The sequence below is a fragment of the Cupriavidus sp. 01L415 genome (assembly GCF_056400065.1).
The window spans coordinates 53318-79803 of record NZ_JBFTSP010000003.1 but is presented as its reverse complement, the minus strand read 5'-3'; the positions used below and the strand labels follow the sequence as shown (position 1 = coordinate 79803).

The window sequence follows — 26486 nt, the reverse complement described above, 5'->3', positions numbered from 1 at the left end:
TTCGACGGCTGAGTGGTTTGACTGCCGGCGTGCCCGGGCGAGATCAGTATAGGAAGCGGCGAACAAAAAAGCCGCCCCCCTTTCAGTTGCCACCCCAATTGCCACCCAGCCGCCACCGCCAGGCGCCACCCCAGCCTCCCATTTTTGCCGTCTCCCTTGCCGCCCGTCTGTACGCTCGCACGCGTTGCGACGGCGCGCCAGTGTCGCGCGCGTCACTCGACACTCATCAGGCCGGGCGCTCCAGGTCCGCGATGACGGCGCGCAGGAATCGCGCGGCCTCGCCACCCGTCACCACCCGGTGATCGAATGTCAGTGACAGCGGCATGACGCGATGCACCGCCGGCACGCCGCCCGCAGCCACCACTTCGTCGCGGATGCGTCCGGCGCCCAGGATCGCCACCGTGGGCGGCACCACGATGGGGGCGGCGTAGCGGCCCGCGATCATGCCGAAGTTGGACAGCGTGATCGTGTTGCCGCGCATTTCCTCCGGCGCGATGGTGCGCGCAATGATGTCGGCGCGCATGCGGTCCAGGCCCGCGCGCAGATCGGCCGCGACGCGCTTGCCCACGTTGCGCAGCACCGGCACGAACAGCCCTTCGGGCAGGTCCGCCGCAATGCCCACATCGATCCGCTCCAGTACGTGCCGCCGCCCGGTCTGTCCTTCGTACCACGCGTTGAGCCCCGGTTCCGCATGAACGCCAGCGACCAGCGCGCGCACAAGCCGGATCGTGATGTCCGTGGCGATGCCGGATTCGCCCGTCGATTGCCACGCATGCAGGTCCGCGTCATCCATCACCGTGGCGGCGGCCACTTCGCTCTGCGCGCGGGCCATGTTCTGGGCCATCGCCCGCCGTACGCCGCGCACCACCTCGGCAGGCCCGATCTCGGCCAGCGTGGTGGCCACGCGCTGCACATCCGTGGCGGTGATGAGGCCATCCGTGCCGGATGGTGTCACCATCGCCAGGTCGACGGACAGCTTGCGCGCAAGGGCCCGTACCGCCGGCGTGGCCTTGATGCCGTGGGCGCCGCCGGGACCCACCGGTGCCGCGGCTTCCGCTACCACCTGCGTGCCGACCTTGACCGCGCCGACCACGGTGCCCGCATCGTCGGACGTGCTGCCGGCGCCTTCGAAGCCGACGAGCGGCGCCCCCAGGTGGACGATGTCGCCCGGCTGGGCAAACAGCTTTGCCACCTGGCCGCCGAACGGCGAGGGGATCTCGACGATCGCCTTCGCGGTTTCCACCGACAGCAGCGGCTGATCCGCCGCTACGGTGTCTCCGGCCTTGACGTGCCAGGTCACGATTTCGGCTTCCTGCAGGCCTTCGCCCAGGTCGGGCAGCTTGAAGATCCTCATCGTCGTCTCCTCGTGGTATCGGCGGGTGTCGGAGAGTTGTGCGGCTACGTGGCCAGCGCACGCCGCGCGGCATCGACGATGCGCGCCACCGATGGCAGGTAGCAGTGCTCCAGCCGTGCCAGCGGCACCACCGTGTCGAAGCCGGTCACGCGCTGCACGGGGGCGCTGAGCGAATAGAGCCCCGCGTCGGCCAGGTTGGCAGCGATTTCCGCACCCAGCCCGGCGGTGCGTGGCGCCTCATGCACGATCACGCAGCGGCCCGTCTGCGCCACGGATTCGATGATGGTCTCCATGTCCAGCGGCTTGAGCGTGGCCACGTCGATCACCGCGGCCGCCACGCCTTCCTCCGCCAGTTGGTCGGCGGCGGCCAGCGTTTCCTGCAGCATCGCGCCCCAGCTGACCAGCGTGATATCGGCGCCGTCGCGCAGCATGAAGCACGCATCGAGCGGCAGGGCCTCGCCGTCGTCGGGCACCTCCTGCCGGAACAGCCGGTATAGCCGCGTCGGCTCCAGGAAGATCACCGGGTCCGGATCGCGGATCGCGGCCAGCAGCAGTCCGTAGGCGCGCGCGGGGGAGGACGGCATCACCACGCGGATGCCGGGGATGTGCGCGAGCATCGCTTCCGGGCTCTCGGAATGATGCTCTGGCGCGTGAATGCCGGCGCCGCTGGGCGCGCGCACCACCATCGGGCAGGCCAGCCGCCCGCGCGTGCGATGCCGCATATGCCCGGCATGGTTGAGGATGTTGTCGATGGCGGGATGGATAAAGCCGGCGAACTGGATTTCCGCGACGGGCTTCAGGCCCATCGCCGCCATGCCGATGGCCGCGCCGACGATGCCGCCCTCGGCCAGCGGCGTATCGATGACGCGCGCCTCGCCAAAGCGCGCCTGCAGCCCGACGGTGGCGCGGAACACGCCGCCGTTGACGCCGATGTCCTCGCCCAGCAGGACCACGTCGGGATCGTTGGCCAGTGCGTGGGCCAGCGCCTGGTTGACGGCTTCGACCAGATGGAGTTCAGCCATGATGCGCTCCGCGATTCAGGTGGGGACGATGTCAGGCATTCGGCGTGTTGTAGCGCCGCGCGGTGTCGAGCTGGTCCGCCATCGCGGCGGGCAGGGTCTCGAACAGGCAGTCGAACATGGCGGACGGATCTGGCGGCGGCAATGCAAGATAGGCTTCCACGGCGGCCGACACGGCTTGATGGCATTCCTTGATCAGCGCTTCCTCGTGTGCCGCGTCCCATGCGCCGAGGCTGGCCAGGTAGTCGCGCAGGCGCGCGATGGGTTCATGCCGCCACGCTTCCTTGACGATGGCCTCGTCGCGGTAGCGCGACGCATCGTCGGCCGTGGTGTGATCGCCCAGGCGATAGGTCACCGCTTCAATCAGCGCGGGGCCCTCGCCCGCGCGGGCGCGCTCGATGGCCTCGCCGACGCGATGCCGCACCGCCACAATGTCGTTGCCGTCGACCTGCTCGCCGGGAATGCCGGCGGCAATGGCCTTTTGCGCCAGCGTCTGCGCCGCGGTCTGCTTGCCGCGCGGCATGGAGATGGCCCACTGGTTGTTGTTGATGACGATGACCAGCGGCACGTGCCACGCGCCGGCCATGTTCATGCCTTCGTAGAAATCGCCCGTGGAAGTGCCGCCGTCGCCCAGGATGCTGACGGCCACGCGAGGCTGCCCGCGCAGCTTGAACGCGTAGGCCACGCCGGCCGCATGGCCCACCTGGGTGCCGATCGGCACGCAATTGCCGAAGTCTTGCGGCACCGCGGCAAATCCGCTGCCGCGTTCGTCGCCGCCCCAGTACAGCAGGCTTTCCGTCATCGTGACGCCGCGCACAAACTGCGCGGCGTGGTCCCGGTAGGAGGGGACGAGCACGTCATCGACGTGCATCGCACTCGCCACGCCCACGCCGATCGCTTCCTGCCCGAGCGCGGACGCGAACGTGCCGATCTGGCCCGTGCGCTGCATCGCGATGGCCTTGAGATCGAACTGACGGGTCAGCACCATGGCGCGATACAGGGGCAGCAGGGCGGCCGGGTCGCGGGCAAAGGCGGGGAGGTCGGGGCCGGCAGGCGTACCCTGCGGAGAGAGATATTGCGTAAAGCCGATTTCAAAGCGCGCAACAGTGCCCATGTGGATGTCCCCTTGTGGTTCGCTGTGTCCTGTGCGGCGCAGCATCTTGTGGACGCTGCTGTGTTCGAGTGTAGGGCACGGATCAGGGGAATGGGCGTGCGCTGGCGCACGGGTGGCCCTCCCGCTCGCGGGGAGGGCCGGGGGTGTTCAGGCTGGCTTCCAGACCGGTGACGACGCCACCGTCACCTTTTTCGGCAAGATGCCCTGGCCGGTGAATGCATCGGCAATGCGCTGCTGCTCGCCGATGGACGCCGCATCCACCGCCTGCACCTGGTACGTACGGCGCGTATTGGCGGCTTCGACGGTTGCCGCATCGAGCCCGATCAGCGGCGCATGCCACGCCGCGGCCGGCCCCGGGTTCTGCTTGATCCAGTCACCCGCGCGGCGCAGTTCCTCGTAGACCAGCGCCAGCACATCGGGCCGGCGCTTCGCATACGGCGTGGCGGCCAGATAGAAGCGCCGGTAACTGGCCAGCTTCGTGCCATCGCGCAGGATGCGCGCATTGGCCTGGCGCTGCACGGCCGCGAGGAACGGGTCCCAGATCACCCATGCCGCCACGCTGCCGCGCTCGAATGCGGCGCGCGCATCCGCCGGCGTCAGGTAGGCCGGCTCGATATCGCGCATCGACAATCCGGCCTCGGCCAGCGCTTCCAGCAGCAGGTAGTGCGCGCCAGCGCCCTTGGCAAACGCCACGCGCTGCCCCTTGAGCTGGGCCACGCTGCGGATCGATGAATCCTGCCGGACCACGATGGCCTGCGCGGTCGGCGAGGGGGTCTCGATGGCGTAGTACGTCAGGTTGGCGCCGGCGGCCAGCGCGAACGGTGGCACGGCGTCAGCCACATCGGCGGTCAGGTCGAGGTTGCCCACGTTGAGCGATTCGAGTAGCGGCAGCCCGGAGGTGAACTCGTGCCATTGCACGTTGACCGCGAGCGGTGCCAGCGCCTTTTCCAGCGTCTGGCGCGACTTCAGCCAGATCATCAGCGTCGACGACTTCTGATAGCCGATCCGCAGCGTCTCGGGCGTATCGGAAGCCTGGGCGGCGCGGGCGAGGGTGGGCAAGGCGCCAGCACCGAGGCTGGCGAGCCCGGCAAGGCCGGCCACCACGGCGCGGCGCCGGCTGGGATCAGTCAGGGACGACATGGGCGTTTCCTTCGTTCGGAGCAGTCCGCCAGCGTAGGCGAAGGCCGCCGCCGGGGGGAACGAAGGAAGTCGCGTTTGCTTATGCGGAATTCCGGCGGGAATTCCGGGTGCCCGTGCCACGTCCACGGCCATGTTCCATGCGCACGGGTGCCGGATATGCGCTGAACGTATAACGGACGACGATTTCATTCGTTGTCGCGCCAGGGCGGCCTCTCTACAGTGCAAGGCTTGTGCTCGCGGCGAGCACTGCCTTGCCGCCGCGGGACTCCCCCACAAGCCGAGACCTTGCCATGACGATTGCCACCCGGGCGGCCAGCGCCGCCAGCGCGCCTCCGCTCGCCGCATTCCCTTCCAACCCTTCCGACGCGCAGACTTTCGATATCCGTCCGCTTGATGCCGCGCTGGGTGCGGAGGTCATCGGCCTGGACCTCGGCAAGCCGCTGTCAGCCGACGATTTCCAGCGCATCCATCGCGCGCACCTCGACTATCACGTGGTGGTATTCCGCGACCAGCGCATCACGCCAGACCAGCAGGTCGCATTCAGCCGCCGCTTTGGCCCGCTGCAGATCCACGTGCTGCACCAGTTCCAGCTGGCCGGTCATCCCGAGATCCTGATCGTCTCCAACGTGCTGGAGGACGGCAAGCCGATTGGCCTTGGCGACGCCGGCCATTTCTGGCATTCGGACCTCTCGTACAAGGAGAAGCCGAGCCTCGGCTCGCTGCTCCATGCGCGCGAGTTGCCGGCCGAAGGTGGCGACACGCTGTTCGCCAACATGCACACCGCGTGGGACACATTGCCTGCCGGCTTGCAACACCGGGTGGAGGGCCTCCAGGCCGAGCACACCTACCTGGCCAGGTATGCCGAGCTGCAACGCCGCAGCCCGTGGCGTCCCAATCTGACGGCCGAGCAGATCGCGCAGGTGCGGCCGGTGTTGCAACCGGTCGTGCGCACGCACCCGGAGACGGGCCGCAAGGCGCTGTTCGTGAGCGAGCATTTCACGACGCGCATCGTCGGCATTCCCGAGGACGAAAGCCGCGACCTGCTGGCGGAACTCTTTGCACACAGCGTCAAGCCGGCGCACGTCTACCGTCACCAGTGGCAGCCGCACGACCTCGTGTTCTGGGATAACCGCTCGCTGTTGCACCTGGCGGGCGGCACGCCCGACCACCTGCGCCGCGTGATGTATCGCACGACTATCGAAGGCGACGCGCCATTCTGAGCCGCATCGCCGTACCTGACACCCCAATTCCGGAGCCACCGCATGTCCTTGTTTTCGTCCTCATCGACCTTCGCTCGTCGCGCTGCCGTGGCGCTGCTGACCGCTGGCCTTGCACTGACCGGCACGGCCCACGCAGAAGGCCGGCTGCGCATCGCCGAGCAATTCGGCGTGGTCTATCTGCTGCTGAACGTGGCGCGTGACCAGCAGTTGATCGAAAAACACGGCAAGCAGCAGGGCGTCGACATCAAGGTGGAATGGACGCAATTGTCCGGCGGCTCCGCCGTCAACGATGCGTTGCTGTCGGGATCGATCGATATCGCCGGTGCCGGCGTGGGCCCGCTGCTGACGCTGTGGGATCGCACCCACGGCCGCCAGAACGTGAAGGGCGTGGCGTCGCTCGGCAACTTCCCGTACTACCTGGTCAGCAACAATCCCAATGTGAAGACCATTGCGGACTTCACCGACAAGGATCGCATCGCGCTGCCTGCCGTCGGCGTTTCCGTGCAGTCGCGCGTGCTGCAACTGGCTGCCGCGAAGCAATGGGGCGACAAGGAATTCAATCGCCTGGACAAGTGGACCGTGGCGGTGCCGCACCCGGACGCTGCCGCCGCCATCATCGCCGGCGGCACCGAAATCACGGGCCACTTCGGCAATCCGCCGTTCCAGGAGCAGGAACTGGCCGGCAACGCCAACGCGCGCGTCGTGCTGAATTCGTACGACGTGCTGGGCGGACCCAGCTCCGCCACGGTGCTTTACGCCACCGAGAAATTCCGGAACGAGAACCCCAAGACGTATCGCGCCTTCGTCGATGCGCTGGCGGAGGCCGCGGCGTTCGCCACGGCGAATCCGGAGGCGGCGGCGGACCTCTACATCCGCGTGAACAAGGCCCGGATCGACCGCGCGCTGCTGGTCAAGGTGCTGAAAAATCCGCAGGTGCAGTTCAAGGTGACGCCGCAGAACACCTACCCGCTGGCGACGTTCATGCATCGCGTGGGTGCCATCAAGAATCAGCCGAAGTCCTGGCAGGACTACTTCTTCCAGGACCCCGCCACCGCGCAGGGGAGCTGACATGGCCGACGCCCTCCACAACAGCGCGCACCTGCGCGTCGTATCCGATCGCGGTGCCAGCCGTGGGCCGCTGCTGCAGGTGGACGGCGTCTCGCTGGAGTACCGCACGCCCGCACGCGTGGTGCGCGCCACGCATCGCGTGAGTTTCGACGTGCACGCGGGGGACCGTTTCGTGCTGCTGGGACCTTCCGGTTGCGGCAAGTCCACGCTGCTCAAGGCGGTGGCCGGCTTCGTGCCGCCGGCCGAGGGGGAGATCCGGCTCGATGGCCAGCGCGTGCAGGCACCGGGGCCGGACCGCATCGTCGTGTTCCAGGAGTTCGACCAGTTGCCGCCGTGGAAGACGGTCAGGCAGAACGTCATGTTCCCGCTGCAACGATCGCGCGGCATGTCGCGCGCGGAAGCGTCCGATGCGGCGATGGATAGCCTCGCCAAAGTGGGACTGTCGGCGTTCGCAGACGCGTATCCGCATACGCTGTCGGGCGGCATGAAGCAGCGCGTGGCGATTGCGCGCGCGCTGGCAATGCGGCCCAAGGTACTGCTGATGGACGAACCGTTTGCCGCGCTGGATGCGCTGACGCGCCGGCGCATGCAGGAGGAATTGCTGGCGCTGTGGGACGACGCGGCGTTCACGCTGCTGTTTGTCACGCATTCGATTGAAGAGGCTTTGGTGGTGGGCAGCCGCATCCTGCTGTTGTCGCCGCATCCGGGCCGCGTGCGCGCGGAGCTCAACAGCCATCAGTTCAGCCTAGCGAGCCAGGGCAGTGCCGATTTCCAGGCCGCCGCGCAGCGGATCCACCAGATGCTGTTCGACGAACCCGAGGCGCAAGCCGCGGCGCACGGCAAGATGGTCCATGCCTAGCGCGCCAACCAGAGACCATTCATGACCACGCTGGACACCCCCATCCGCCCCGAATACGAGCTGGCGCTCGAACCATTCACCGCCGTCCCGTTGTCCCGGTCGCTGCCGTGGCATCGCCGGCTATGGCAGCAGGGCTGGTTGCGCAAGACCGTGATCCTGCTGGCGCTGGCGGTGATCTGGGAAGTCGTTGCGCGCATCCAGGATAACGACCTGCTGCTGCCGACGTTTCTGGCCACCGCGCGGGCATTCGCGGAGGGCGTCGCCAGTGGCGAGCTGCCGGGCAAGGCCGCGGTGTCGCTGTCGATCCTGCTGCAGGGCTATCTGGCCGGCATTGCGCTGGCATTCGCGCTGACCACGCTGGCCGTGTCCACGCGCATCGGGCGCGATGTGCTGGATACGCTCACCGCCATGTTCAACCCGCTGCCAGCCATCGCGCTGTTGCCGCTGGCGCTGCTGTGGTTCGGCCTGGGCAGCAAGAGCCTGATCTTCGTGCTGATCCATTCGGTGCTGTGGCCGCTGGCCCTCAACGCCTATGCCGGCTTCCGGGGCGTGCCGGAGACCCTGCGCATGGCGGGCCGCAACTACGGGCTACGTGGGCTGCGTTTTGTCGTGCTGATCCTGGTGCCCGCCGCGCTGCCCGCGATCCTGTCCGGGCTCAAGATCGGCTGGGCCTTTGCGTGGCGCACGCTGATCGCGGCCGAGCTGGTGTTCGGCGCATCGTCGGGCAAGGGTGGGCTCGGCTGGTACATCTTCCAGAATCGCAATGAGCTCTACACCGACCGCGTCTTTGCCGGGCTGGCCACCGTCATCCTGATCGGGCTGGCGGTGGAGGGGCTGGTGTTTTCCACGCTGGAGCGTTTGACGGTGCGGCGCTGGGGCATGCAGCACTAAGATCGGGACTTGCCTGCCGCACCTTGTCCCTTGCGACCAGGTTGTTGGGCACGCCTTGCCCGAGCACGGGGGGCGGAGTAAGGTACGTCTCCGGCATCGCAGCGCACGGCCGGGAAACGTCTGGACAAACACGGCACGGCCTGCCTTGCCGCCATTTCGTTTGCGTCCCCAACCATTCCCGACTCGCGCCCATGACCGCCATCCACCACGCCGCCGCCCAGGGCTTCTCCGCCCAGGCCGATGCCTACGCCCGCGGGCGTCCCGACTATCCCGCCGGACTTGCCGACTGGCTCCGCGACACGCTGGGGCTCGCGCCCGGCAAGACCGTTGTCGACCTGGGCGCCGGCACGGGCAAGTTCACCCCGCTCCTGCTGCCTTCGGGCGCGACCGTCATCGCCGTCGAGCCCGTCGCGCAGATGCGTGCGCAGCTTACGTCGAAACTGCCCACGGTGACGGCGCTGGAAGGCAGCGCGGAGTCGATGCCGCTGCCCGATGGCAGCGTCGACGCCGTGGTGTGTGCACAGGCCTTTCACTGGTTTGCCAACACTGCCGCGATGCGCGAGATCCGTCGAGTGCTGCGCCCCGGCGGCAAGCTCGGGCTGGTGTGGAATGTCCGCGACGAGTCGGTCGGCTGGGTGGCGAAGCTCACGCAGATCATGACCCCGTTCGAGGGCGATGCCCCGCGTTTCTACCGGGGTGACTGGAAGAGGGTGTTTCCCGCGGAAGGCTTTGGTCCGCTTGGCCTGACGCGCATGCCCTACACGCACAGCGGCCCGCCGGAGCAGGTGGTGGTGGACCGCGTGATGTCGGTGAGCTTTATCGCGTCGTTGCCGGCGGCGAAGCAGGACGCCGTGCGCGCGCAGTTGCGCGAGGTGATCGCCACCGATCCGGCGCTGCAGGGGCGGGATGAGGTGGCGTTCCCGTACAGCACCGAAGCGTACTGCTGCGAACGGCGCGCCTGACGCAAACGACGCGAATGGAGCGACTGGAGCCTAGCCGGCCGGTACCAGTTGCTGCCGGTAGCGCGCGGCCAGCCACTGGCTGAAGCCGAGCGCGAGCAGCGCCGCCACGGCGGCGCACAGGAATACCGAGGCATAGCCGGCCTGCTTGGCCACCAGGCCGGCCAGCGGACCGGTCAGGCCGAGCGCCACGTCGAGGAACAGCGCGTAGGCGCCGAGTGCGGAACCGCGATTGGTCAGCGGCACGCGCTTGACGGCCTCCATGCCGAGCGCCGGGAACACCAGCGCGAAGCCAAAGCCCACCACGCCCGCGCCTACCAGCGCCTGCCACGGTGCCTGCGCCAACCACAGGATGGCCAGGCCGGCCGCTTCCACCGCGAATGACACCAGGGCCACCGGATAGCCGCCAAAGCGGCCGATGCTGTCGGCCATGACCAGCCGCGCCAGCACAAAGCAGGTGCCGAGCGCCGTCAGCGCCAGCGCCGCATGGTCCCAGCCATGGCTCCCGTAGTAGAGCGTGATGAATGCCGTGATGACGCCGAAGCCGACCGAGCCCAGCGCCAGGCACAGTCCGAATGGCATTACCGCGCGGAATACGCGGCGGAAGGGCAGGCGTTCGCCCTTGAGGATCGGCACGGGCGCCTTGCGACGCGCCAGCAGCAGCGCGACGCAGGCCATCACCATCGTCACCACGCCGATCGACGCCAGCCCGCCGTGCCGGGCCAGCACCACGCCCACCGGCGCGCCGAGCGCCAGCGCGCCATAGGTGGTGATGCCGTTCCACGAAATCACCTTGGCCGTGTGGCGCGCACCCGCGCTGCCGATGCCCCACGCGATGGTGCCGGTGGTGACCAGGCTCTCGCCGGCGCCCAGCATCAGGCGCGCCGCCAGCAGCCAGCCCAGCCCCAGCCAGTCGGTGCCCGCGAACAGCGCGGCCACCAGCGTCAGCACGCCGCTACCCGTGCACAGCGCCAGCCCGGTCAGCACGGACCGCTTGGGCCCCTGCGTGTCGCAGAGCGTGCCCGCCCACGGGCGGCTCATCAGCGTGGCCAGGTACTGGATGCTGACCGCCAGCCCGGCGACGACGGCGCTGTAGCCCAGGTCGCCGTGGACGAAGCCCGGGACGACGGCGATCGGCAAGCCCACGGCCAGATAGGCGATGAAGTTGAAGAAGACGACGGAAAGGATGCGGCGGTTCAGCGTGCCGGGGGCGGAATCGCCATGCGGCGGCATATCCAGGGCGGAAGTCGGGGCGGTCATGCGGGGCGGTGGTTCGGGATTGGGGCGTCGGCCCGGGTCTGGTGCACGGTCGCGGTTGCCAGTGACCTAGGGAAAACCCGGAAGCAAGGATGATACCGGGATTGCGTGCGGCCTGCCGCTGATTACGGAGATCCCGCCGCCGATGCGCCGGACGCGCCCGCGAGACCGCTTTTGGCCGATTGACAAGCCATGTGGCGTTCTATACGGTGGACGCCCGTTCCGACCAGCCCGCCACAGGGCGGACGCCACCCCTCTTCCTATGCCACGCAAAGCCGCCCAACTTTCCGAAGCCGACAAGCATTCCGCCGAGGGCGGCGCCGTGGCCGTGGATCGGGCGCTGTATGTGCTGTCGGTGTTCCGCGAGGGCGACGCCACGCTGAGCCTGGCCGAGCTGGCGCAACGCAGCGGGCTCTACAAGAGCACCTTGCTGCGTTTGCTGGCATCGCTCGAGCATGCGCGGCTGGTGCAGCGGCTGGCCGATGGCCGTTACGGGCTGGGGTCCGAGGTGGCACGCCTGAATGCGGTCTATGCCGCGTCGTTCTCGCTGGAGCAGGTGGTGATGCCGGCACTGCGCGAGCTGGTGCGCGTCACGCGGGAATCCGCGGCGTTCCACGTCGAGCAGGGCGAGCATCGGCTCTGCCTATATCGCGTGGATTCTCCGCAGCCCGTGCGCGACCACATCCGCGCGGGCGATCTGCTGCCGCGTCACCGCGGATCGGGCGGGCGCGTGCTGCGGGCATTCTCGGGGGCGCGCGGCGAGATCTACCAGCGCATTCGCGACGAGGGCGTGATCGCGCTGGTCGGCGATCGCAGCCCCGATATCGCGGGGGTCTCTTCGCCGGTGTTTGGCCCGGCCGGGGAATTGAAGGGCGCCTTGACGCTGACGTGCCCCACGCCGCGGTTCTCGGAAGCCTTCCGCGATCAGGTGCTCGATGCGGCTAGGGCGCTGACGCGCGCGCTGGGCGGCACATTCCCGGACGTGGTGCCGGCGGGCACGTCGTCCCCGGGCAGTGAGATGGCGGAGCCTGAGGAGGACTGAACCGGCCCGGTTCTCCCGATTCGGGCCAGCCAGTTTCCGCCGCAAATTCAAAGCGTTGCGCCCACGCTAACCCGGCTTGTCGGGGGTGCCCCGGCGTAGAAGGCGCGGGCTATCATGCGGCTTTCTTGCCGCATATTCCCGGCATCCAGACCCGTTAAGGGTTAACCGCAATAACGGTAGCCGCCCCCGGTCACTTGAGAGGATTTTGATTCCCTTGCACCTGGCCCCGCAGACCATTCTGGTCGTCATGATGGTGGTGTTCTCCAGCACGCTGGTCATGGCGGCGGGGCTTGTGCTCGCGCTTCGCAAGAGCGAGGCCGGGCGGCTGTGGGCATCGGGGCACGTCATCGCCTCCGGCGCGGGGCTGGTGGTGGCGGCCAGCGCGGGTGCCGACTCCCTGCCACTGATCGCGCTGGGCGCCGGCGCCTATGTCATCGGCCGCCTGGTCATCTACCGTGGCGTGCGGGTCTACTACGGCTTGCCGGAGTACGCCGCGACACTGCGCGGCATCGGCCTGCTGGTGCTGGCGCTGCTCTTGCTCATGACCGGCCTGTCCAATGGTCGTCAGCTCATTCCCGCCGTGGCGTACGGCGTGCTGGCCGTGGCGTCGCTCAGCACCATCGTCACCATGCTGCGCGGCGTGCGCGGGCGTACCAGCATCGGCGGTCCGCTGGTGCTGGCCTCGCACCTCGTGCTGCTGGCCTCGCAGGTGGTGACGCTGACCTATGTGGCAACGCCGAAAGGGATATCCGGCGTGCCGGTGTTCGTTCAGGCCAGTGGCTCGGTCTGGCCGCTGGCGCCGCTGATTGCCGTGCTGCTGGGTTTGTTCGGTTTCAGCCTGATGGCGATGGAGCAGATCATCGCCCGCAACGAGAGCGGGGCGCGCCTGGACGCGCTGACCGGCCTGCTCAACCGCGGGGCGCTGGACATGACCGCCGTCGGCATGGTCGCACGCTGGCAACGCGACGGCGAAGCGCTGTCCTGCCTGGTCATCGACGTCGATCACTTCAAGCTCGTCAACGATACCCACGGCCATCATGCGGGGGACAACGTGTTGCGGGAGATCGCCACCGCGCTCGACAATTCGCGCCGTGCCTCGGATATCGCCGCACGCTACGGCGGCGAGGAATTCTGCATCCTGTGTCCCCACACGGACGAGCATCAGGCCACGGCGCTGGCCAACCGGATCCTGCGCAAGGTGCGCGCCATCGAACTGCCGGGCAACGGCGGCTACGCCAGCGTGAGCATCGGCGTGGCGCAACTACGCGGCGCGCCCACCAGTCGTGAAGGCCTGTGGCGCAATCTGTTTGCCGATGCCGATCGCGCGCTCTACACCGCCAAGCAGCGCGGCCGGGATCAATACGTGCTGGGATCTAGCATGTTGCCGGTGGTGGCGGAGGACGCCGCATCGGAGGCGCCGGCGCAGGCGGACCTGGACTGCGCGACGCCGGCTTGATAGCGGCGATGTCTACACGCCCGGCTCCAAGCGGCGCGCGCGCCTAACCCAGGGCTCCCCCGAACCTGTAGCGCTTGCCCGGATGCCATAGCACCACGAGGGAAGCCACCGCGTCGCGGGAAAACGTGCGCCGGCGCAGCACCAGCGCGGGCTCTTCCTCGCCGATGCCAAGCATCTCGGCCACCTCGGCCGTCGGCAGTTGTGCCTCGATCTGGTACTCGACGCGCTGCAGCGGCGCCACGCGCATCAGGTGTTCATTCGGCGTGACCGCGCCGAAATCCAGGTCCATATAGCCCGGCGCCAGGGCCGGGTTGACCCAGCGGTCTTCCACCTGGATCGGCGTGTCGTTCTCGTAGTGCAGGATCAGCGAATGGAACAGGGTGCTGCGCTCGGTCACGTCGAACTGCGTGGCCAGCAGCCGCGTGGCGCGCTGGCGTTCCAGCCGGAACAACGCGCTGCGATGCCGATGGCCGCGCGCGCGAATCTCTTCCGCGATGCTGCGGATTTCCACCACCGTGGCCTGGTAGCGTTGCTGCGCCACGAACGTCCCCGCGCCCTTGCGCCGCACGAGCACCTGCTCGGCCTCCAGCTCATTCAGGGCGCGATTCACTGTCATGCGCGACACGCCGAACTCGGCCGCCAGCCTGAGCTCCGGCGGAATCGCATCGCCTTCCTGCCAGGTGCCGGCCTCGATCTGTCCCTGCACATAGTTCTTGATGCGCTGGAACGCAGGCGTCGGACCGGGCGACGGTTGGGCTGAGGGCATGCAGGCTCCTGGCAGGCGGATCGTCAGTGTCGATGGGAAAAATGCGAAGGGCGTACGCGGGCCGCATCGGTGCAATGCGATCCACGCCTCGCACGGCAGGGCACCCGTGTGGTGCTGCGCGGCACCATCCGCGTGCGGCTCCGCATCTTATGCGGAAATCGCTTTTCCATCTGCGAAAAGTTGTCTATACAGTAACAGGCGGCGTCGCTAAGATCAGTCTATACAAGCCAGCCGTGAAGACAAGTGCGCAATGCCGGTCGCGTGGCTGGCATCCAGATCCAGGTATCAAACCGGGGAGCCCGAAGTGAGTCGTCTCGTCTGCAAGCTGGCGTCGGCGTTGCTGTTGCCGCTAGCCGCCCTGTCATGGTCCGCGCGCGTTGCCGCGCAGTCGGACGCCTATCCCAACAAGCCGGTGCGGATCATCGTGCCGTTTGCCGCCGGCGGCGTGGCCGATGCGTTGCCGCGACTCGTGGGCCAGAAGCTGTCGGAGAAGTGGGGCAGGTCGGTCGTGGTCGACAACAAGCCCGGCGCGGCCGGCAACATCGGCATGGAGGCCGTCGCCCGCTCGGCCCCGGACGGCTACACGCTGGGCCTGGCGCCGGCCGGCAACCTGACCGTCAACCCGATCCTGTTTCCCAAACTCAACTACGACACGCGCGATTTCGTGCCTGTGACGATGCTGGCCGCATCGCCGAATGTGCTGGTGGTGAATCCTGCGGTGCGTGCGCATTCCCTGAAGGAACTGGTGGCCTACGCCAAGGGGCATCCCGGCGAGCTGAATTTCGCGTCGCCCGGCAATGGCAGCGGCGCCCATCTGGCGGGCGAGCTCCTGAATCTGGAGGCCGGCATCAAGACCGTGCACGTGCCTTACAACGGCATGGCCACGGCGTTGAACGATGTGCTGGCCGGACAGGTGCAGATGATGTTCGGCGGCATTTCCACGGTGCTGCAGCACATCCGCACCGGCAAGCTGGTGCCGCTGGCCGTGGCGGGCCCGCGCCGGCTGCCGCAGTTGCCCAACGTGCCGACGGTGGCGGAATCCGGCTATCCCGGCTTTGACGTGACGTCGTGGTACGGGCTGGTGGCGCCAAAGGGCACGCCGGACGCCATCGTGCAGAAGTGGCAGGCCGACGTGGCCACGGTGCTGCGGCAGCCGGACGTGCGCGAAAAGCTCGACGGCCTGGGCCTCGAGCCCGTGGGCAACAGCGCGCAGGCCTTCGGCGCGACGATCGCCAGCGAAACCACCAAATGGCGCGCCATCGTGCACCGCGCCAACATCCCCCCGCTGCAGTAAGAGGGACCGCTTAAAAGAGATCCTGGCGTCGTTGCGCGGCCTGGTTGTACCACTTGTACTGCCTGCGGCCGCACGCCTAGCCAGGACCGCTTCGCTTCATTTTGAAGCAGCCCCAAAGGAGACCCCCGTGAAAGAGTTGTACCTGACCTACCTGAATGGCCCCGATGTCGCGGCGCTGGCGCTGACCGATGCCGAGATTCTCGCGGCCGTGGAGCAGGCGCTGGCCGCGCAGGGCCGCGGCGAGACCGTGATCGAGCCGCGCGTGCACCTGGTGCCGGAATCGTCGGACAAGGGCCATTTCAACGTGCTGCGCGGGTTCATCAAGCCGCTGCACGTGGCCGGCGTGAAGGTGGTCTCCGATTACGTCGACAACTACAAGCAGGGCCTGCCTTCCGAGATGGCGCTGCTGAACCTGTTCGATCCCGACAACGGCGTGCCGCTGGCCGTGATCGACGCCACCGCGATCACCGACATGCGCACGGGCGCGGTCACCGCGCTCGGCGCGAAGCATCTGGCGCGCAAGGGCAGCAAGATCCTCGGGCACGTGGGCGCACGCGGCACCTCGTACTGGAATGTGCGGCTGCTGGATTCGCTGTTCGATTTCGACGAGATCCGCGTGCATTCGCGCCGGCCCGAGAGCCGCGACGCCTTTGCCGCGCGGCTGACACGTGACCTGGGCAAGCCGGTGATCGTCACCGACGACTGGGAATCGTGCGTACGGGGCGCGGATATCGTCGTGGAGGCGTCTCGCCTGCCCAAGCCCACGCCGATGCTGCTGACCGAGTGGATCAAGCCGGGCGCGCTGGTGATTCCCTACGGGACGATGAGCGCCGTGGAACTGTCGCTCACGGACATCATGAGCAAGATGGTAGTGGATGACTGGGGCCAGTGCCGCAAGGGCCTGCCGTTTGGCGCGCTGCGCCAGCACGTGGATAGCGGGCGGCTGAACGAAGAGAACCTGCATGCGGAACTGGGCCAGATCGTGGCGGGCAGCAAGCCGGGGCGCGAGCGTGATGACGAGACGATCCTGTTCTGGCACCGCGGCTTGTCGACCACCGACATCGCCCTGGGCCATGCCATGCTGACCAAGGCGCGCGCGATGGGCCTGGGCCAGACCTTGCGCTTCGCCTGAGCGGGGTTGCGCATGGTCGCCGGCATCGCCTCGTTCCGCATGTACAACGCCACGCCGGCGGCGGCCGCCGCGTGGCGACGGCTGTTCGTCCAGGTCTTTGCCGACCTGGACTGGCCGGTGCAGGTGGTGCCGCACGCGTGGCCGGCGTCGCTGACGGTGCTCTGGCAGCGGCGCGACCTGGTCTGCGGCTTCATGTGCGGACTGCCGTTCGCGCAGGGAGTGGCGCCTGTGGTGCCGCTGGCCGCGCCGGTGCCCGCGCCGGCGGTGTATGAGGGCCTCGCACGCTATCGCAGCGAACTGCTGGTGCGCGGCGAATGCGGATGGCGCACTCTGGAAGAGACCTTCGGCCATCGCTTTGGCTGGATGGTGCCGCATTCGCAATCGGGCTATCAATCCGCCCGGCTGCTGCTGGCCGATCATGCAAAGGATGGGCGGGCGTTGTTCTCGGCGTCCGTGGGGCCGCTCGATACGCCGATGCGCGTGCTGACGGCGCTGCAGGAGCGGCAGATCGATGTCACGGCGCTCGACAGCTATTTCCTCGATCTGGTGCGGCGCCATGAGCCGGTGATGCTGGCGGGGCTGGAGACGATCGCTACCACGCCATGGACACCGATTCCGTTGCTGGTGGCATCGGATGGCTTGCCGGAGGCGGATCTTGCGCGGCTGCGCGACAAGCTGTGCGCCTTGCATGAGGACCCGCGCTACGCGCCGTGGCTGGATGCCGTGCTGGTCAGCCGCTTTGCGGTGCCGGATGTGCGCGCCTATGACACCCTGCCGCCCGCGGCTGCGGGGGCAGGGCACTATCCGGCAATCCGCTGATCAGTCCTGCTGCGGCACGTCCCGTTGCGGCTGGCCGTCGTACGTCCAGATGTACTGGCGCGGGATCGGCCCCTTGTTGCGGCCGCCTTGCTGCGTTTGCTCCCAGGCATGGGACAGGATGCCGACCGAGCGCGACAGGCAGAACAGGCCGCGCGCCAGCGGCGCCGGGAAACCCAGCTCGGCATATATGACGGCCGTGGCGCCGTCGATATTCATCGGAATCGGCTTGGCGCGGCCTGCGCCCAGCGCCTGCTCCACGGCGCGGGCGATGGTCGCGTAGCGCCCCGACACCACACCATCGGCAGCCGCCTCGTCTACCAGCGCCAGCAGGCGCGGCGCACGCGGATCGAGCGGATGGAAGCGATGCCCGAAGCCCGAGACGAACTTGCCGTGCAGGTCGCGATAGTCGCGCAGCGCGGCGTCCACGGCATCGGCCTGCGTTGCGCCCGCATCGATGCGGCGTGCGATGTCCTGATACAGCTCCACCGCCTGCTCGCCAGCGCCACCGTGCACGTCGCCCAGCACGTTGACGGCAGACGCCATCGCATTGTTCAAGCCCACACCGCACGTCGCCGCCATGCGGGCGATGGCGATGCTCGGCGCTTGCGGGCCGTGGTCCACCGCGGCCATCAGCGCCGCATCCAGCAGCTCGCCTTCGCGCTTCGCGGGCAGCTCGCCGCGCAGCATCAGCCAGATCATCTGCGCAAAGGACACGTTGCCGATCAGTTGCTCGATCGGATAGCCGCGATACCGGATCTCGCCCGGCTTCATGTCGATGATCTCGGTGCGCCACCAGTCCTGGGAGGCCTGCTGGCCGGCGTCAATGGCTTCGCTCATAGTGCGCGCTCCTGTTTCATGGTCGCGATGTCGGCCTCGCCGTAACCCAGTTCGGCAAGGATCTCGTTGGTATGCTGGCCCAGTTCGGGCGGCGGCGTATCGACCGATGGCGCCTCATGGTTGACCTTGAAGCCCGTGCGCACCAGCCGGATGTCGCGGCCCACGCCGGGCACGTTGGCGAAGTGGCCGATCATGCCGCGGTCGCGCACCTGCGGATGCGCGAGCGTATCCGGCACGTTCAGGACCGGACCCGCAGGCACGCCGGCCTCGTTCAGCAGCTGCCACCATTCGGTGGCGGACTTCGCGGCCAACTCGGCTTCCAGCGCCGCCGTCAGCGCGGCCCGGTTGGCCAGTCGTGCCTGGCGATCCGCGAAGCGCGGGTCCGTGGACAGCTCTGGACGGCCCACCACGCGGCACACGGCCTCGAACTGCTCCTGCTTGTTGGCCGCGATGTTCAGCGGGCCATCGCCCGTGCGGAACGTGCCGGAGGGGCTCGCGGTCATGTTCTCGTTGCCCATGGGGCTCGGCGCCTTGCCCGCGATCAGGTGGTTGGAGACTACCCATCCCATCGTGGCCAGCGTGGCCTCCAGCATCGAGACGTCGAGGAAATAGCCTTCGGTGCGTTCGGTGTCGGCCAGCGACGCGGCAATCGCGAACGCCGCCGTGATGCCGCCGATCGTGTCCGATACCGGATAGCCCACGCGATACGGCGCGGTTTCCGCGTCGCCGGTGATGCTCATCACGCCGGACATGCCCTGGATGATCTGGTCATACGCCGGCAGGTCGGAGAGCGGGCCGTCCTGCCCGAAACCCGAGATCGCGCAGTAGATCAGGCGTGGATTGACCTGCTTCAGTTCTTCGTAGCCCAGCCCGAGTCGCGTCATCACGCCAGGGCGGAAGTTTTCCACCACCACGTCGGCGCTCTGCACGAGCTTGCGGAAGACTTCCTTGCCGCGCGCGTGCTTGAAGTTGATCGTGATCGACCGCTTGCCCGGGTTCTGGGCCAGGAACGAGACCCCCATCAGGCGCCGGTTCAGGTCGGCATCGGCGCCAAGCTGACGGGCCAGATCGCCGGTGCCGGGGGTTTCCACCTTGATGACCTCGGCGCCCATATGCGCCAGCTGGTGGCAGCAGAAGGGGCCGGCCAGCACGTTGGTGAGGTCGAGCACGCGGATATTGCGTAGCGGCTTTTGCATGAGGGTCCTGCCTTGATGCGGATGTGGGGCTGACCCGGCACCTGGTGTGGCGCCGGTCTCGCGCTGCGCTGCCAATTACTCGGCCTTGGCGCCGGATTCGCGCACGATGGCACCCCAGCGCGTGTTCTCGCTCTTGATGAACGCCGCCAGGTCCGTCGGCGAGCCGCCGCGCGCCTCGCTGCCTTCCTCGCGCAGCTTGGTCACGGTGTCCGGTTGTGCCAGCGCCTTGTTGACCTCGGCGTTGAGGCGCTTGATCACATCAGCCGGGGTGCCGGCCGGCGCCACCAGCGCCTTCCAGTCCTCGGCCTGGAAGCCAGCATAGCCCTGTTCCGCCACGGTGGGCACGTTGGGCAGCAGCGCCAGGCGCTTGGCCGACGTCACCGCCAGCGCGCGCAGCTTGCCGGCCTTGAGCATCGGCATGGCGATGGGCGGCGTGGCGAAGTAGAAGTCGGTCTGGCCGCCCATCAGGTCGGTGAGCGCGGGCGATGCGCCCTTGTAAGGCACGTGGAGCGCCTTGATGCCTGCGCGGCGCTGGAACATCTCGCCGGTCAGGTGGCCCACGGTGCCGGTGCCGGCCGATGCCATCGACAGTTGCTTGGCCTTGCCGGCAGCCACCAGCTCGGCCAGCGTCTTGAACGGCGAATCCTGGCGCACGATCACCACCACGGGCTGGGCGGACACCAGCACGACCGGCGTGAAGTCCTTCACGGCGTCATAGGGCATCTTGGGATAGAGCGACGGGTTGATCGCCAGGTTGGCGGTCTGGCCCATGCCGATCGTGTAGCCATCTGCACGCGCCTTGGCCACGCTGTCCAGCCCGATGTTGCCGCCGGCACCGGCGCGGTTTTCCACGACGATGGTCCAGTGCGTGGCCGCGCCCACCTTGTTGAAGACCAGCCGCGACAGCACGTCCGTGCCACCCGCCGGCGGGAACGGCACCACCAGCCGCACGGGCTGGCTCGGGTAGGCGTCGGCGGCCAGCACCGGCGCGGCGCCCAGCAGGGCCGGGACGGCGGCCAGCGCGATCAGGACGCTCCGGGCGCTGACGGCATTGACAGGGCTTGCGGCGTTGAGGCCGGCGCGACGGATGGGCGAGGACAGCAGGCGGGTCATGGGATCTCCAGGGGATTGCCGATCGTTCTTGGTATGTTCCGTAAGAAAGAACAACGGTCTTAAAGAAAGAACACGAGAAGAATAGGAGCGGATGCCGGGGGATGTCAAGTCGATGGGAGGGGAGCGACGTGGCGACAACATGGCGGCCGGCGGGCACGGCGGTTGCATCGGTCTGCCGTGCGGCTCCACTACAATGGCGGCCCCGGATGGCCGCAAGGGCCGTTCCCCCAGACAGAAAAGTGATCAAGAACATGTCCCAGGCGTGCGGCCTCGACTTCGGAACCTCCAACTCCACCATGGGCTGGCTGCGCCCCGGCCATCCCGTCCTGTTGCCGCTGGAAGACGACAAGGTGACCCTGCCTTCGGTCATCTTCTTCCACGCGGAAGACCCGCTGGTCAGCTACGGCCGCGCGGCGCTGGGCGACTACCTGGCCGGCTACGAAGGCCGTCTGATGCGGTCGCTCAAGAGCCTGCTCGGCACGTCGATGATGGACGACAGCACGGAAGTCATGGGCCAGGCCATGCCGTTCCGCCAGTTGCTTGCGCACTTCATCGGCGAGCTCAAGCGCCGGGGAGAACAGGCGGCGGGCATCCCGTTCACGAAAGCCGTGCTGGGACGGCCGGTGTTCTTCATCGACGAAGACCCGAAGGCGGACCAGCTGGCCGAAGACACGCTCGGCGAGATCGCGCGCGCCGCGGGCTTCGAGCACATCGACTTCCAGTACGAGCCGATTGCCGCCGCATTCGACTACGAGGCGGGAATCTCGGGCGAAGAGCTGGTGATGGTGGCCGATATCGGCGGCGGCACGTCGGACTTTTCGCTGGTGCGGCTGTCGCCCGAGCGCGCGAAGCGCCTCGACCGCAAGGCGGACATCCTCGCCAATGGCGGCGTGCATATCGGCGGGACTGATTTCGACCGCGCGCTGAGCCTGGCCAGCGCGATGCCGCTGCTCGGCCTGGGCAGCCAGTTGCGCAATGGCAAGGAGATGCCGTCGAGCCAGTACTTCGACCTGGCCAGCTGGCACACGATCAACCTGCTGTACACGCGCAAGGCATGGTCGCTAGTGATGGACAACTACCGCGATGCGGCCGAGACCGAAAAGCTGGATCGGCTGATTCGCCTGATCAAGGACCGCGCGGGCCACTGGCTGGCGATTCAGGTGGAAGGGGCCAAGATCGCGCTGTCCGACGACGACAAGACGTGGGTGGACCTGCATCGCATTGCGCCGGACACCCAGCTGCTGATTACGCGCGATGACTTCGACGGGGCCATCGCCAAGCTGGTGACGAAGACAGAAAACACGGTGCGGCACATGCTGTCCACCGCAGGCGTGGCGGCTGACAAGGTCGACACCATCTTGTTCACGGGCGGATCGAGCAGCGTGCCGATGCTGCGTCAGCGGCTGTCGGAGCTGCTGCCGTCGGCGCGACGTGTGGAAGGCGATCTGTTCGGCGGGATCGGGTCCGGACTCGCGCGCGACGCGGCGCGCAAGTTCGGCTGAGCCGGCACGGCCCCGGGGACGGGGTCAGTGCGCAGGGAATCGGCCGCCAGAGGTCAGACGTAAGAGGTCAGACCAGGCAGGCTGAAGTGATGCGGAGATGAGCGCGGCCCGGGAAGATGAGCGCGGGCCGGGAAGATGAGATTGAGCCCGGGGGCTCAGGCGAGGGCGGTCGCCGGCTGCGCGAGTCCTTCGCCCAGCGCCTTGCGCGCGGATACGAGTGCGGCTTTTGCCGCCGACGCGTCGCGGCCCAGGCGCAGCAGGCCGCCCAGATGGTGAGGCGCCTTCGCCAGGCCGATCAGGATCGCGCCGATATCGGTGCTGCCGTCGGCAGCCATGCCCGCCACGGCTGGCGGCGGCACGGGCCGGTCCGCGGGGTCCACGACCACGCGCAGTGCCACGAACGGCACGCCGTGCGCACGCGCCACGCGGGCGGCGATATGCGATTCCATGTCCACCGCCAACGCGCCATGCGCTTCGTGCAGCGCGGCCTTGTCGGCCACGGCGGTGACGGCGGTATCGGACCCTGCCAGCAGCCCGCAGATCGCATTGGGCATCGCGCGGCGTAGTGCGGCCGTCCAGAACGGATCGGTGGAAAACGATTCGGCGCCGGCACGCACGCCGGTTGCCACGATGACGGTGCCCGGCGGCAGCGTCGGATCGAGTCCGCCGGCCACGCCGAAGCTGATCACGCCCGCATAGTCCTGCGCCAGGCGGGCTTCCAGCGCTCGGGCCAGCGCGGCGTCGCGATAGCCGTGCAGTGTCTCCACCCCCGGTCCGGCGGCAATGCGGGATTCGAACGACATGCCGCTGACCGCCAATACCGTACGCATCGCAGGACTCCCGGGGCTCACAGGGCCCAGGTCACGGCATGGTTGCCGTCACGCCGCAGGTTGCGGAAACGCGCCAGCGCCCACAGCGGGAAGAAGCGCGAATAACCGTGGTAGCGCAGGTAGAACACGCGCGGGAAGCCCACGGCGGTGAAATAGGGCTCGTCCCAGAAGCCATGGCTGGCCTGGGTGCGCAGCAGGTACTCGACGCCGCGCGCCACGGCCGGATGGTCGCCCACGCCGGCCGCCATCAGGCCCAGCATCGCCCACGCGGTTTGCGACGCCGTACTCGGCGCGCGCTCGTAGCCGCGGTATTCCAGCTTGTAGCTGTCGCCCGATTCGCCCCAGCCGCCGTCCTTGTTCTGGATGGAAAGCAGCCACGCGGCCGCACGCTTCATCTCGGGCGCATCGGCGCCGATGTCGGCGGCGTTCAGGCCGCAGAGCGCGCTCCACGTCCCATAGATATAGTTGGTGCCCCAGCGGCCAAACCAGCTGCCGTCGGCTTCCTGCTCGTCCAGCAGGTAACGCAGCGCGCGCGCGGCCGGTTCGCTGTTGGCGGGCATCTGGCCGATCTGGCAGAGCATCGCCAGGCAGCGTGCGGAGACATCCGACGTGGGCGGGTCCAGCAGCGCGCCGTGATCGGCAAACGGAATATTGTTCAGGTAGAGGTGGGTGTTCTCGGGCTCGAACGCGCCCCAGCCGCCATTGCCGCTCTGCATGCCGACGACCCATTCGCAGGCGCGCGATACGGCTTCGTCGTAGCGGTGGGAGCGGTCGCCGCGATCGGCGCGGTCCATGGCCGCCACCACCACGGCGGTGTCGTCCACGTCAGGGTAGTGCGGGTTGGCATACTGGAACGCCCAGCCGCCGGGACGCACATTGGGACGGCGCACGATCCAGTCGCCGCGGACGTTCAGTTCCTGCAGCGGCACCAGCCAGTCCAGGCCGCGGGCGGCGGCGGCAATGGCGCGCGGCTCGCCCACTTCCAGCAGTGCGTGGCTGGCCAGCGAGGTGTCCCACACGGGCGACAGGCACGGCTGGCAATAGGCCTCGTCGTCCCGGACGACCAGGAGCTTGTCGATCGAGCGGCGGGCGATGGCGCGCGCCGGGTCCGATTCCGGCACGCCGAGCACATCGAACATCAGCACCGAATTGACCATGGCTGGGAAGATCGCGCCCAGGCCGTCTTCGCCATTCAGGCGCTCCACGGTGAATTCGCGCGCGCGCTCGATGGCGCGGCGGCGCAGGCCGCGCGGAAACAGCGGCTCGGCCACGCGGACCACGGCGTCCAGTGCGCGGAACACGCCGACCCACAGCGGGCTCTGGTGCGGTGCCCGGCGCGGCAGGCGCGTGGCCTGGCAGGGACGCACGAACAGTTCGTCGATGCCGATCTTGCGCGGATTGCGCGCCTGCGGACGCAGGCTGTTGAGCACCAGCAGGGGCACGATCACCGTGCGTGCCCAGTACGAAACCTTCGACAGATGGAACGGAAACCACTGCGGCAGCAGCATGATTTCCACGGGCATCATCGGCACGGCCTGCCACGGCATCACGCCGTACAGCGCCAGCAGCGTGCGCGTGAAGACATTGCTGGCTTCGGCGCCGCCCATCGCATGAATGGCGGTGCGGGCGCGGCGCATATGTTCGGCCTCGGGATCGTCCCCGGCCATCTTGAGCGCGAAGTAGCCCTTCACGCTGGCGCTGATATCGGATGCGCCCGCATGGAACAGCGGCCAGCCGCCATCGGCGTTCTGGATGCGGCGCAGGTAATTGGCGATCTTGCCCTCGAGCACCAGGTCGGGTGTTTCACCGAGGTAGTGCACCATCAGGATGTATTCGGCCGGGATGGTGGCGTCGGCTTCTAGCTCGTAGACCCAGTGGCCATCGGCTTGCTGTTGGGACAGCAGGGCGTCCACGGCATGCGCGATGCCGGCGTCGAGCGGATCGGGCAGGGCGGGCTGGGCGATGCGGTTCACGCTGGCAGCCAGCGCGTCGTCTTGAGTGCGGGTAATTGTTGCGGCCTGGTTCATCAATTCGGGGGCACTTCTCTTTCTGGCGATGCGAGCGGCCGGGACCCCTCGCATCGGCGATGACATATCAGGCAATGGAGTGCCGGAGCAGGATCCACACCAGCTTTGCCTTGGGCACGCGCACGCGTGCGCGCGGGGCCTGCCAGCCACGGGCCAGCAGACGGGTCAGGATGCCGTGATAGACATCCGACATGATGCGCGGCGAGCGCACGACGCGTGCCGGGCAACGCGCCATGATGGCAGCCGAGGCGTCGTAGTGCGCCTGGGCCTCGCGCGCCAGCGCTTTGCACACCTCGCCAATGGCGGGGTGGCGAATGACTTCGTCCGGCGAACCGACCGGGATGCCGGCGGCGGCCAGGGCCTCCGCGGGCAGGTAGAGCCGGCCGATGCCGGCGTCCTCGTCGATATCGCGCACGATATTGGTGAGCTGCAGCGCGCGGCCCAGATGGTGGGCCAGCGCGATGCCGGGCGCCTCTTCCAGGCCAAACACGCGCACGGCCAGCCGGCCGACGGCGCTGGCCACGCGGTCGCAGTAAACATCCAGCGTGGCCGCGTCCGGCGCGACGATGGTCGCCACGACGTCCATGATCATGCCGTCGATGACGTCGGAAAAATCCTGCTGACGGAGATCGAACGCCTTGATCTGTTCGTCAAGCGATCGCAACGCGGCCGGCGCCATGCCGGCATAGCAGGCTGCGATGTCCGCGCGCCATTGCTCCAGCGCGGCCAGACGGTCGGCGTGCTGGGTGTCGCCATCGGCGATGTCGTCCACGGCGCGGCAGAACGCGTAGATCTCGAACATGGCCTGCCGTTGTGAGGCAGGCAGGATCCGCATTGCCGCATGGAACGAACTTCCAGATGACACGGCAGGTCCGGCAAGCGGGCTGCCTGGCGTTGCGATTTCAGTTCCGGCCACGGGTTTCCTCGGCACGCTGGGGTCTCGTCGTCCTGGACGCCGCCCGCCGGATGGCTTGGCGGGCCGGGCGGACAGTGCCGCAAGAACGGCGTGGATTGGGGGTTTTCAGAGTCGGGCGATTATAACAACTTCAACGCGACGGGGCATTTGTGGCGGGGAATGCATACCGCGTGTACGGAACGCCACGCGCGGGCGTCGCCGTGGTCTGGTCGATCACGCGTTCCACGTCGGCCACTTCCTTCAAGGCGGCCAGGAACGGCGCGCGGTCAAAACCGGGTGCCACGCATCCCTGGACCGTCAACCAGCGCCCCCGCACCATGATCCACAAGGAACTGTTCTGCCACCCCGGGAGCGTCCGGCGCAAGGTGTCCAGCCGGCGCTGTACCGCCTCTGCAATATCCTTGTCATAGCGATACGCGTTGGCCAGGCGACAGCGGCCTTCCACGTAGCAATGGTTGCCTTCCTCGATGCGGTGATGGGCGTCGCGCTTCCATTCATCTTCCGAAATGCGCGGGCCTGCCGGCTCCGGGCAATCGGGAACGGCCTGCGAGACCTGCAAGAACGGATCGTCGCCGAAGTTGCGCAGGGTCTGGGCCAGGACGATATTCGTCGCGCCCGTCATGGCGGCAAACAGGACCGGTGCCAGGAACCGCGAAGTCATCCGACGAGTCATCC

At 68.1% G+C, this 26486-nt stretch carries 24 protein-coding genes; 11 read left to right on the top strand and 13 right to left on the bottom strand.

Translation table 11 applies throughout. The annotated features are described in order from the left end of the window. Positions 1-226: 226 nt before the first annotated feature. From AC1DOX_RS08090 to AC1DOX_RS08075, 4 genes are all read right to left on the bottom strand, one after another. On the bottom strand, positions 227-1354 hold the full coding sequence (locus AC1DOX_RS08090; RefSeq protein WP_092137236.1) for a dihydrolipoamide acetyltransferase family protein: 1128 nt from the start codon (positions 1352-1354) through the stop codon (positions 227-229). A gap of 44 nt (positions 1355-1398) precedes the next feature. Next, positions 1399-2376: an alpha-ketoacid dehydrogenase subunit beta gene (locus AC1DOX_RS08085; protein ID WP_441616776.1), complete on the bottom strand. Its 978-nt coding sequence runs from the start codon at positions 2374-2376 to the stop codon at positions 1399-1401. Positions 2377-2407: 31 nt separating this feature from the next. Continuing rightward, positions 2408-3487: a pyruvate dehydrogenase (acetyl-transferring) E1 component subunit alpha gene (pdhA, locus tag AC1DOX_RS08080; RefSeq protein WP_441616778.1), complete on the bottom strand. Its 1080-nt coding sequence runs from the start codon at positions 3485-3487 to the stop codon at positions 2408-2410. 147 nt (positions 3488-3634) lie between these two features. Continuing rightward, on the bottom strand, positions 3635-4627 hold the full coding sequence (locus AC1DOX_RS08075; RefSeq protein ID WP_441616780.1) for an aliphatic sulfonate ABC transporter substrate-binding protein: 993 nt from the start codon (positions 4625-4627) through the stop codon (positions 3635-3637). Between the two features lie 290 nt (positions 4628-4917). Between AC1DOX_RS08075 and AC1DOX_RS08070 the strand changes: the two genes are divergently transcribed. From AC1DOX_RS08070 to AC1DOX_RS08050, 5 genes are all read left to right on the top strand, one after another. Next, the gene (locus tag AC1DOX_RS08070; RefSeq protein ID WP_441616782.1) at positions 4918-5847 is read left to right on the top strand and encodes a TauD/TfdA dioxygenase family protein; all 930 of its coding nucleotides are present in this window, start codon (positions 4918-4920) and stop codon (positions 5845-5847) included. Between the two features lie 42 nt (positions 5848-5889). Further along, entirely contained in the window at positions 5890-6915 is a 1026-nt protein-coding gene (locus tag AC1DOX_RS08065) for an ABC transporter substrate-binding protein (protein ID WP_441616784.1), read from the top strand. Between the two features lies 1 nt (position 6916). Beyond that, entirely contained in the window at positions 6917-7774 is an 858-nt protein-coding gene (locus tag AC1DOX_RS08060) for an ABC transporter ATP-binding protein (RefSeq protein WP_441616786.1), read from the top strand. Between the two features lie 21 nt (positions 7775-7795). Beyond that, entirely contained in the window at positions 7796-8665 is an 870-nt protein-coding gene (locus tag AC1DOX_RS08055) for an ABC transporter permease (protein WP_441616788.1), read from the top strand. Between the two features lie 191 nt (positions 8666-8856). Next, the gene (locus AC1DOX_RS08050; protein WP_441616790.1) at positions 8857-9627 is read left to right on the top strand and encodes a class I SAM-dependent methyltransferase; all 771 of its coding nucleotides are present in this window, start codon (positions 8857-8859) and stop codon (positions 9625-9627) included. Between the two features lie 30 nt (positions 9628-9657). On the opposite strand, the gene AC1DOX_RS08045 is transcribed toward AC1DOX_RS08050, so the two are convergent. Next, a complete protein-coding gene (locus AC1DOX_RS08045; protein WP_441616792.1) occupies positions 9658-10884 on the bottom strand; it encodes an MFS transporter in 1227 nt (408 codons plus the stop codon). 259 nt (positions 10885-11143) lie between these two features. On the opposite strand from AC1DOX_RS08045, the gene AC1DOX_RS08040 reads away from it, so the two are divergent. Then, complete coding sequence (locus tag AC1DOX_RS08040) at positions 11144-11923, top strand: IclR family transcriptional regulator (protein ID WP_477101267.1); 780 nt, start codon at positions 11144-11146, stop codon at positions 11921-11923. Between the two features lie 214 nt (positions 11924-12137). Beyond that, a complete protein-coding gene (locus tag AC1DOX_RS08035; RefSeq protein WP_441616796.1) occupies positions 12138-13379 on the top strand; it encodes a GGDEF domain-containing protein in 1242 nt (413 codons plus the stop codon). Positions 13380-13422: 43 nt separating this feature from the next. On the opposite strand, the gene hutC is transcribed toward AC1DOX_RS08035, so the two are convergent. Beyond that, the gene (hutC, locus tag AC1DOX_RS08030) at positions 13423-14145 is read right to left on the bottom strand and encodes a histidine utilization repressor (RefSeq protein WP_441616798.1); all 723 of its coding nucleotides are present in this window, start codon (positions 14143-14145) and stop codon (positions 13423-13425) included. Positions 14146-14449: 304 nt separating this feature from the next. Between hutC and AC1DOX_RS08025 the strand changes: the two genes are divergently transcribed. The 3 genes from AC1DOX_RS08025 (at position 14450) to AC1DOX_RS08015 (ending at position 17390) form a co-directional block, all read left to right on the top strand. Beyond that, the gene (locus AC1DOX_RS08025; RefSeq protein WP_255371206.1) at positions 14450-15439 is read left to right on the top strand and encodes a Bug family tripartite tricarboxylate transporter substrate binding protein; all 990 of its coding nucleotides are present in this window, start codon (positions 14450-14452) and stop codon (positions 15437-15439) included. A 127-nt stretch (positions 15440-15566) separates the two neighbouring features. Beyond that, the gene (locus AC1DOX_RS08020; protein ID WP_441616800.1) at positions 15567-16571 is read left to right on the top strand and encodes an ornithine cyclodeaminase family protein; all 1005 of its coding nucleotides are present in this window, start codon (positions 15567-15569) and stop codon (positions 16569-16571) included. A gap of 12 nt (positions 16572-16583) precedes the next feature. Further along, complete coding sequence (locus AC1DOX_RS08015; protein ID WP_441616802.1) at positions 16584-17390, top strand: phosphate/phosphite/phosphonate ABC transporter substrate-binding protein; 807 nt, start codon at positions 16584-16586, stop codon at positions 17388-17390. Here AC1DOX_RS08015 and AC1DOX_RS08010 read toward each other — a convergent pair whose 3' ends face one another. The 3 genes from AC1DOX_RS08010 to AC1DOX_RS08000 form a co-directional block, all read right to left on the bottom strand. Further along, positions 17391-18227: a citryl-CoA lyase gene (locus tag AC1DOX_RS08010; protein ID WP_441616804.1), complete on the bottom strand. Its 837-nt coding sequence runs from the start codon at positions 18225-18227 to the stop codon at positions 17391-17393. It abuts the gene before it with no gap. After that, positions 18224-19423, bottom strand: coding sequence for a CaiB/BaiF CoA transferase family protein (locus AC1DOX_RS08005; protein ID WP_441616806.1), 1200 nt, complete (start codon positions 19421-19423; stop codon positions 18224-18226). The genes AC1DOX_RS08010 and AC1DOX_RS08005 overlap by 4 nt, the downstream gene beginning before the upstream one ends. 75 nt (positions 19424-19498) lie before the next feature. Further along, positions 19499-20536, bottom strand: coding sequence for a Bug family tripartite tricarboxylate transporter substrate binding protein (locus AC1DOX_RS08000; RefSeq protein WP_441616808.1), 1038 nt, complete (start codon positions 20534-20536; stop codon positions 19499-19501). 251 nt (positions 20537-20787) lie between these two features. Between AC1DOX_RS08000 and AC1DOX_RS07995 the strand changes: the two genes are divergently transcribed. Further along, a complete protein-coding gene (locus AC1DOX_RS07995) occupies positions 20788-22038 on the top strand; it encodes an Hsp70 family protein (RefSeq protein WP_092137339.1) in 1251 nt (416 codons plus the stop codon). Between the two features lie 155 nt (positions 22039-22193). Here AC1DOX_RS07995 and AC1DOX_RS07990 read toward each other — a convergent pair whose 3' ends face one another. The 4 genes from AC1DOX_RS07990 to AC1DOX_RS07975 all read right to left on the bottom strand — a co-directional run bounded on the left by AC1DOX_RS07990 (position 22194) and on the right by AC1DOX_RS07975 (position 26472). Continuing rightward, complete coding sequence (locus tag AC1DOX_RS07990; RefSeq protein ID WP_441616811.1) at positions 22194-22868, bottom strand: phosphorylase; 675 nt, start codon at positions 22866-22868, stop codon at positions 22194-22196. Positions 22869-22885: 17 nt separating this feature from the next. After that, positions 22886-24895, bottom strand: coding sequence for a squalene--hopene cyclase (gene shc / locus AC1DOX_RS07985; RefSeq protein WP_441616813.1), 2010 nt, complete (start codon positions 24893-24895; stop codon positions 22886-22888). 67 nt (positions 24896-24962) lie between these two features. Next, a complete protein-coding gene (gene hpnD, locus AC1DOX_RS07980) occupies positions 24963-25811 on the bottom strand; it encodes a presqualene diphosphate synthase HpnD (protein ID WP_441616815.1) in 849 nt (282 codons plus the stop codon). Positions 25812-25941: 130 nt separating this feature from the next. Further along, on the bottom strand, positions 25942-26472 hold the full coding sequence (locus AC1DOX_RS07975; protein WP_441616817.1) for a BON domain-containing protein: 531 nt from the start codon (positions 26470-26472) through the stop codon (positions 25942-25944). Positions 26473-26486: the final 14 nt, after the last annotated feature.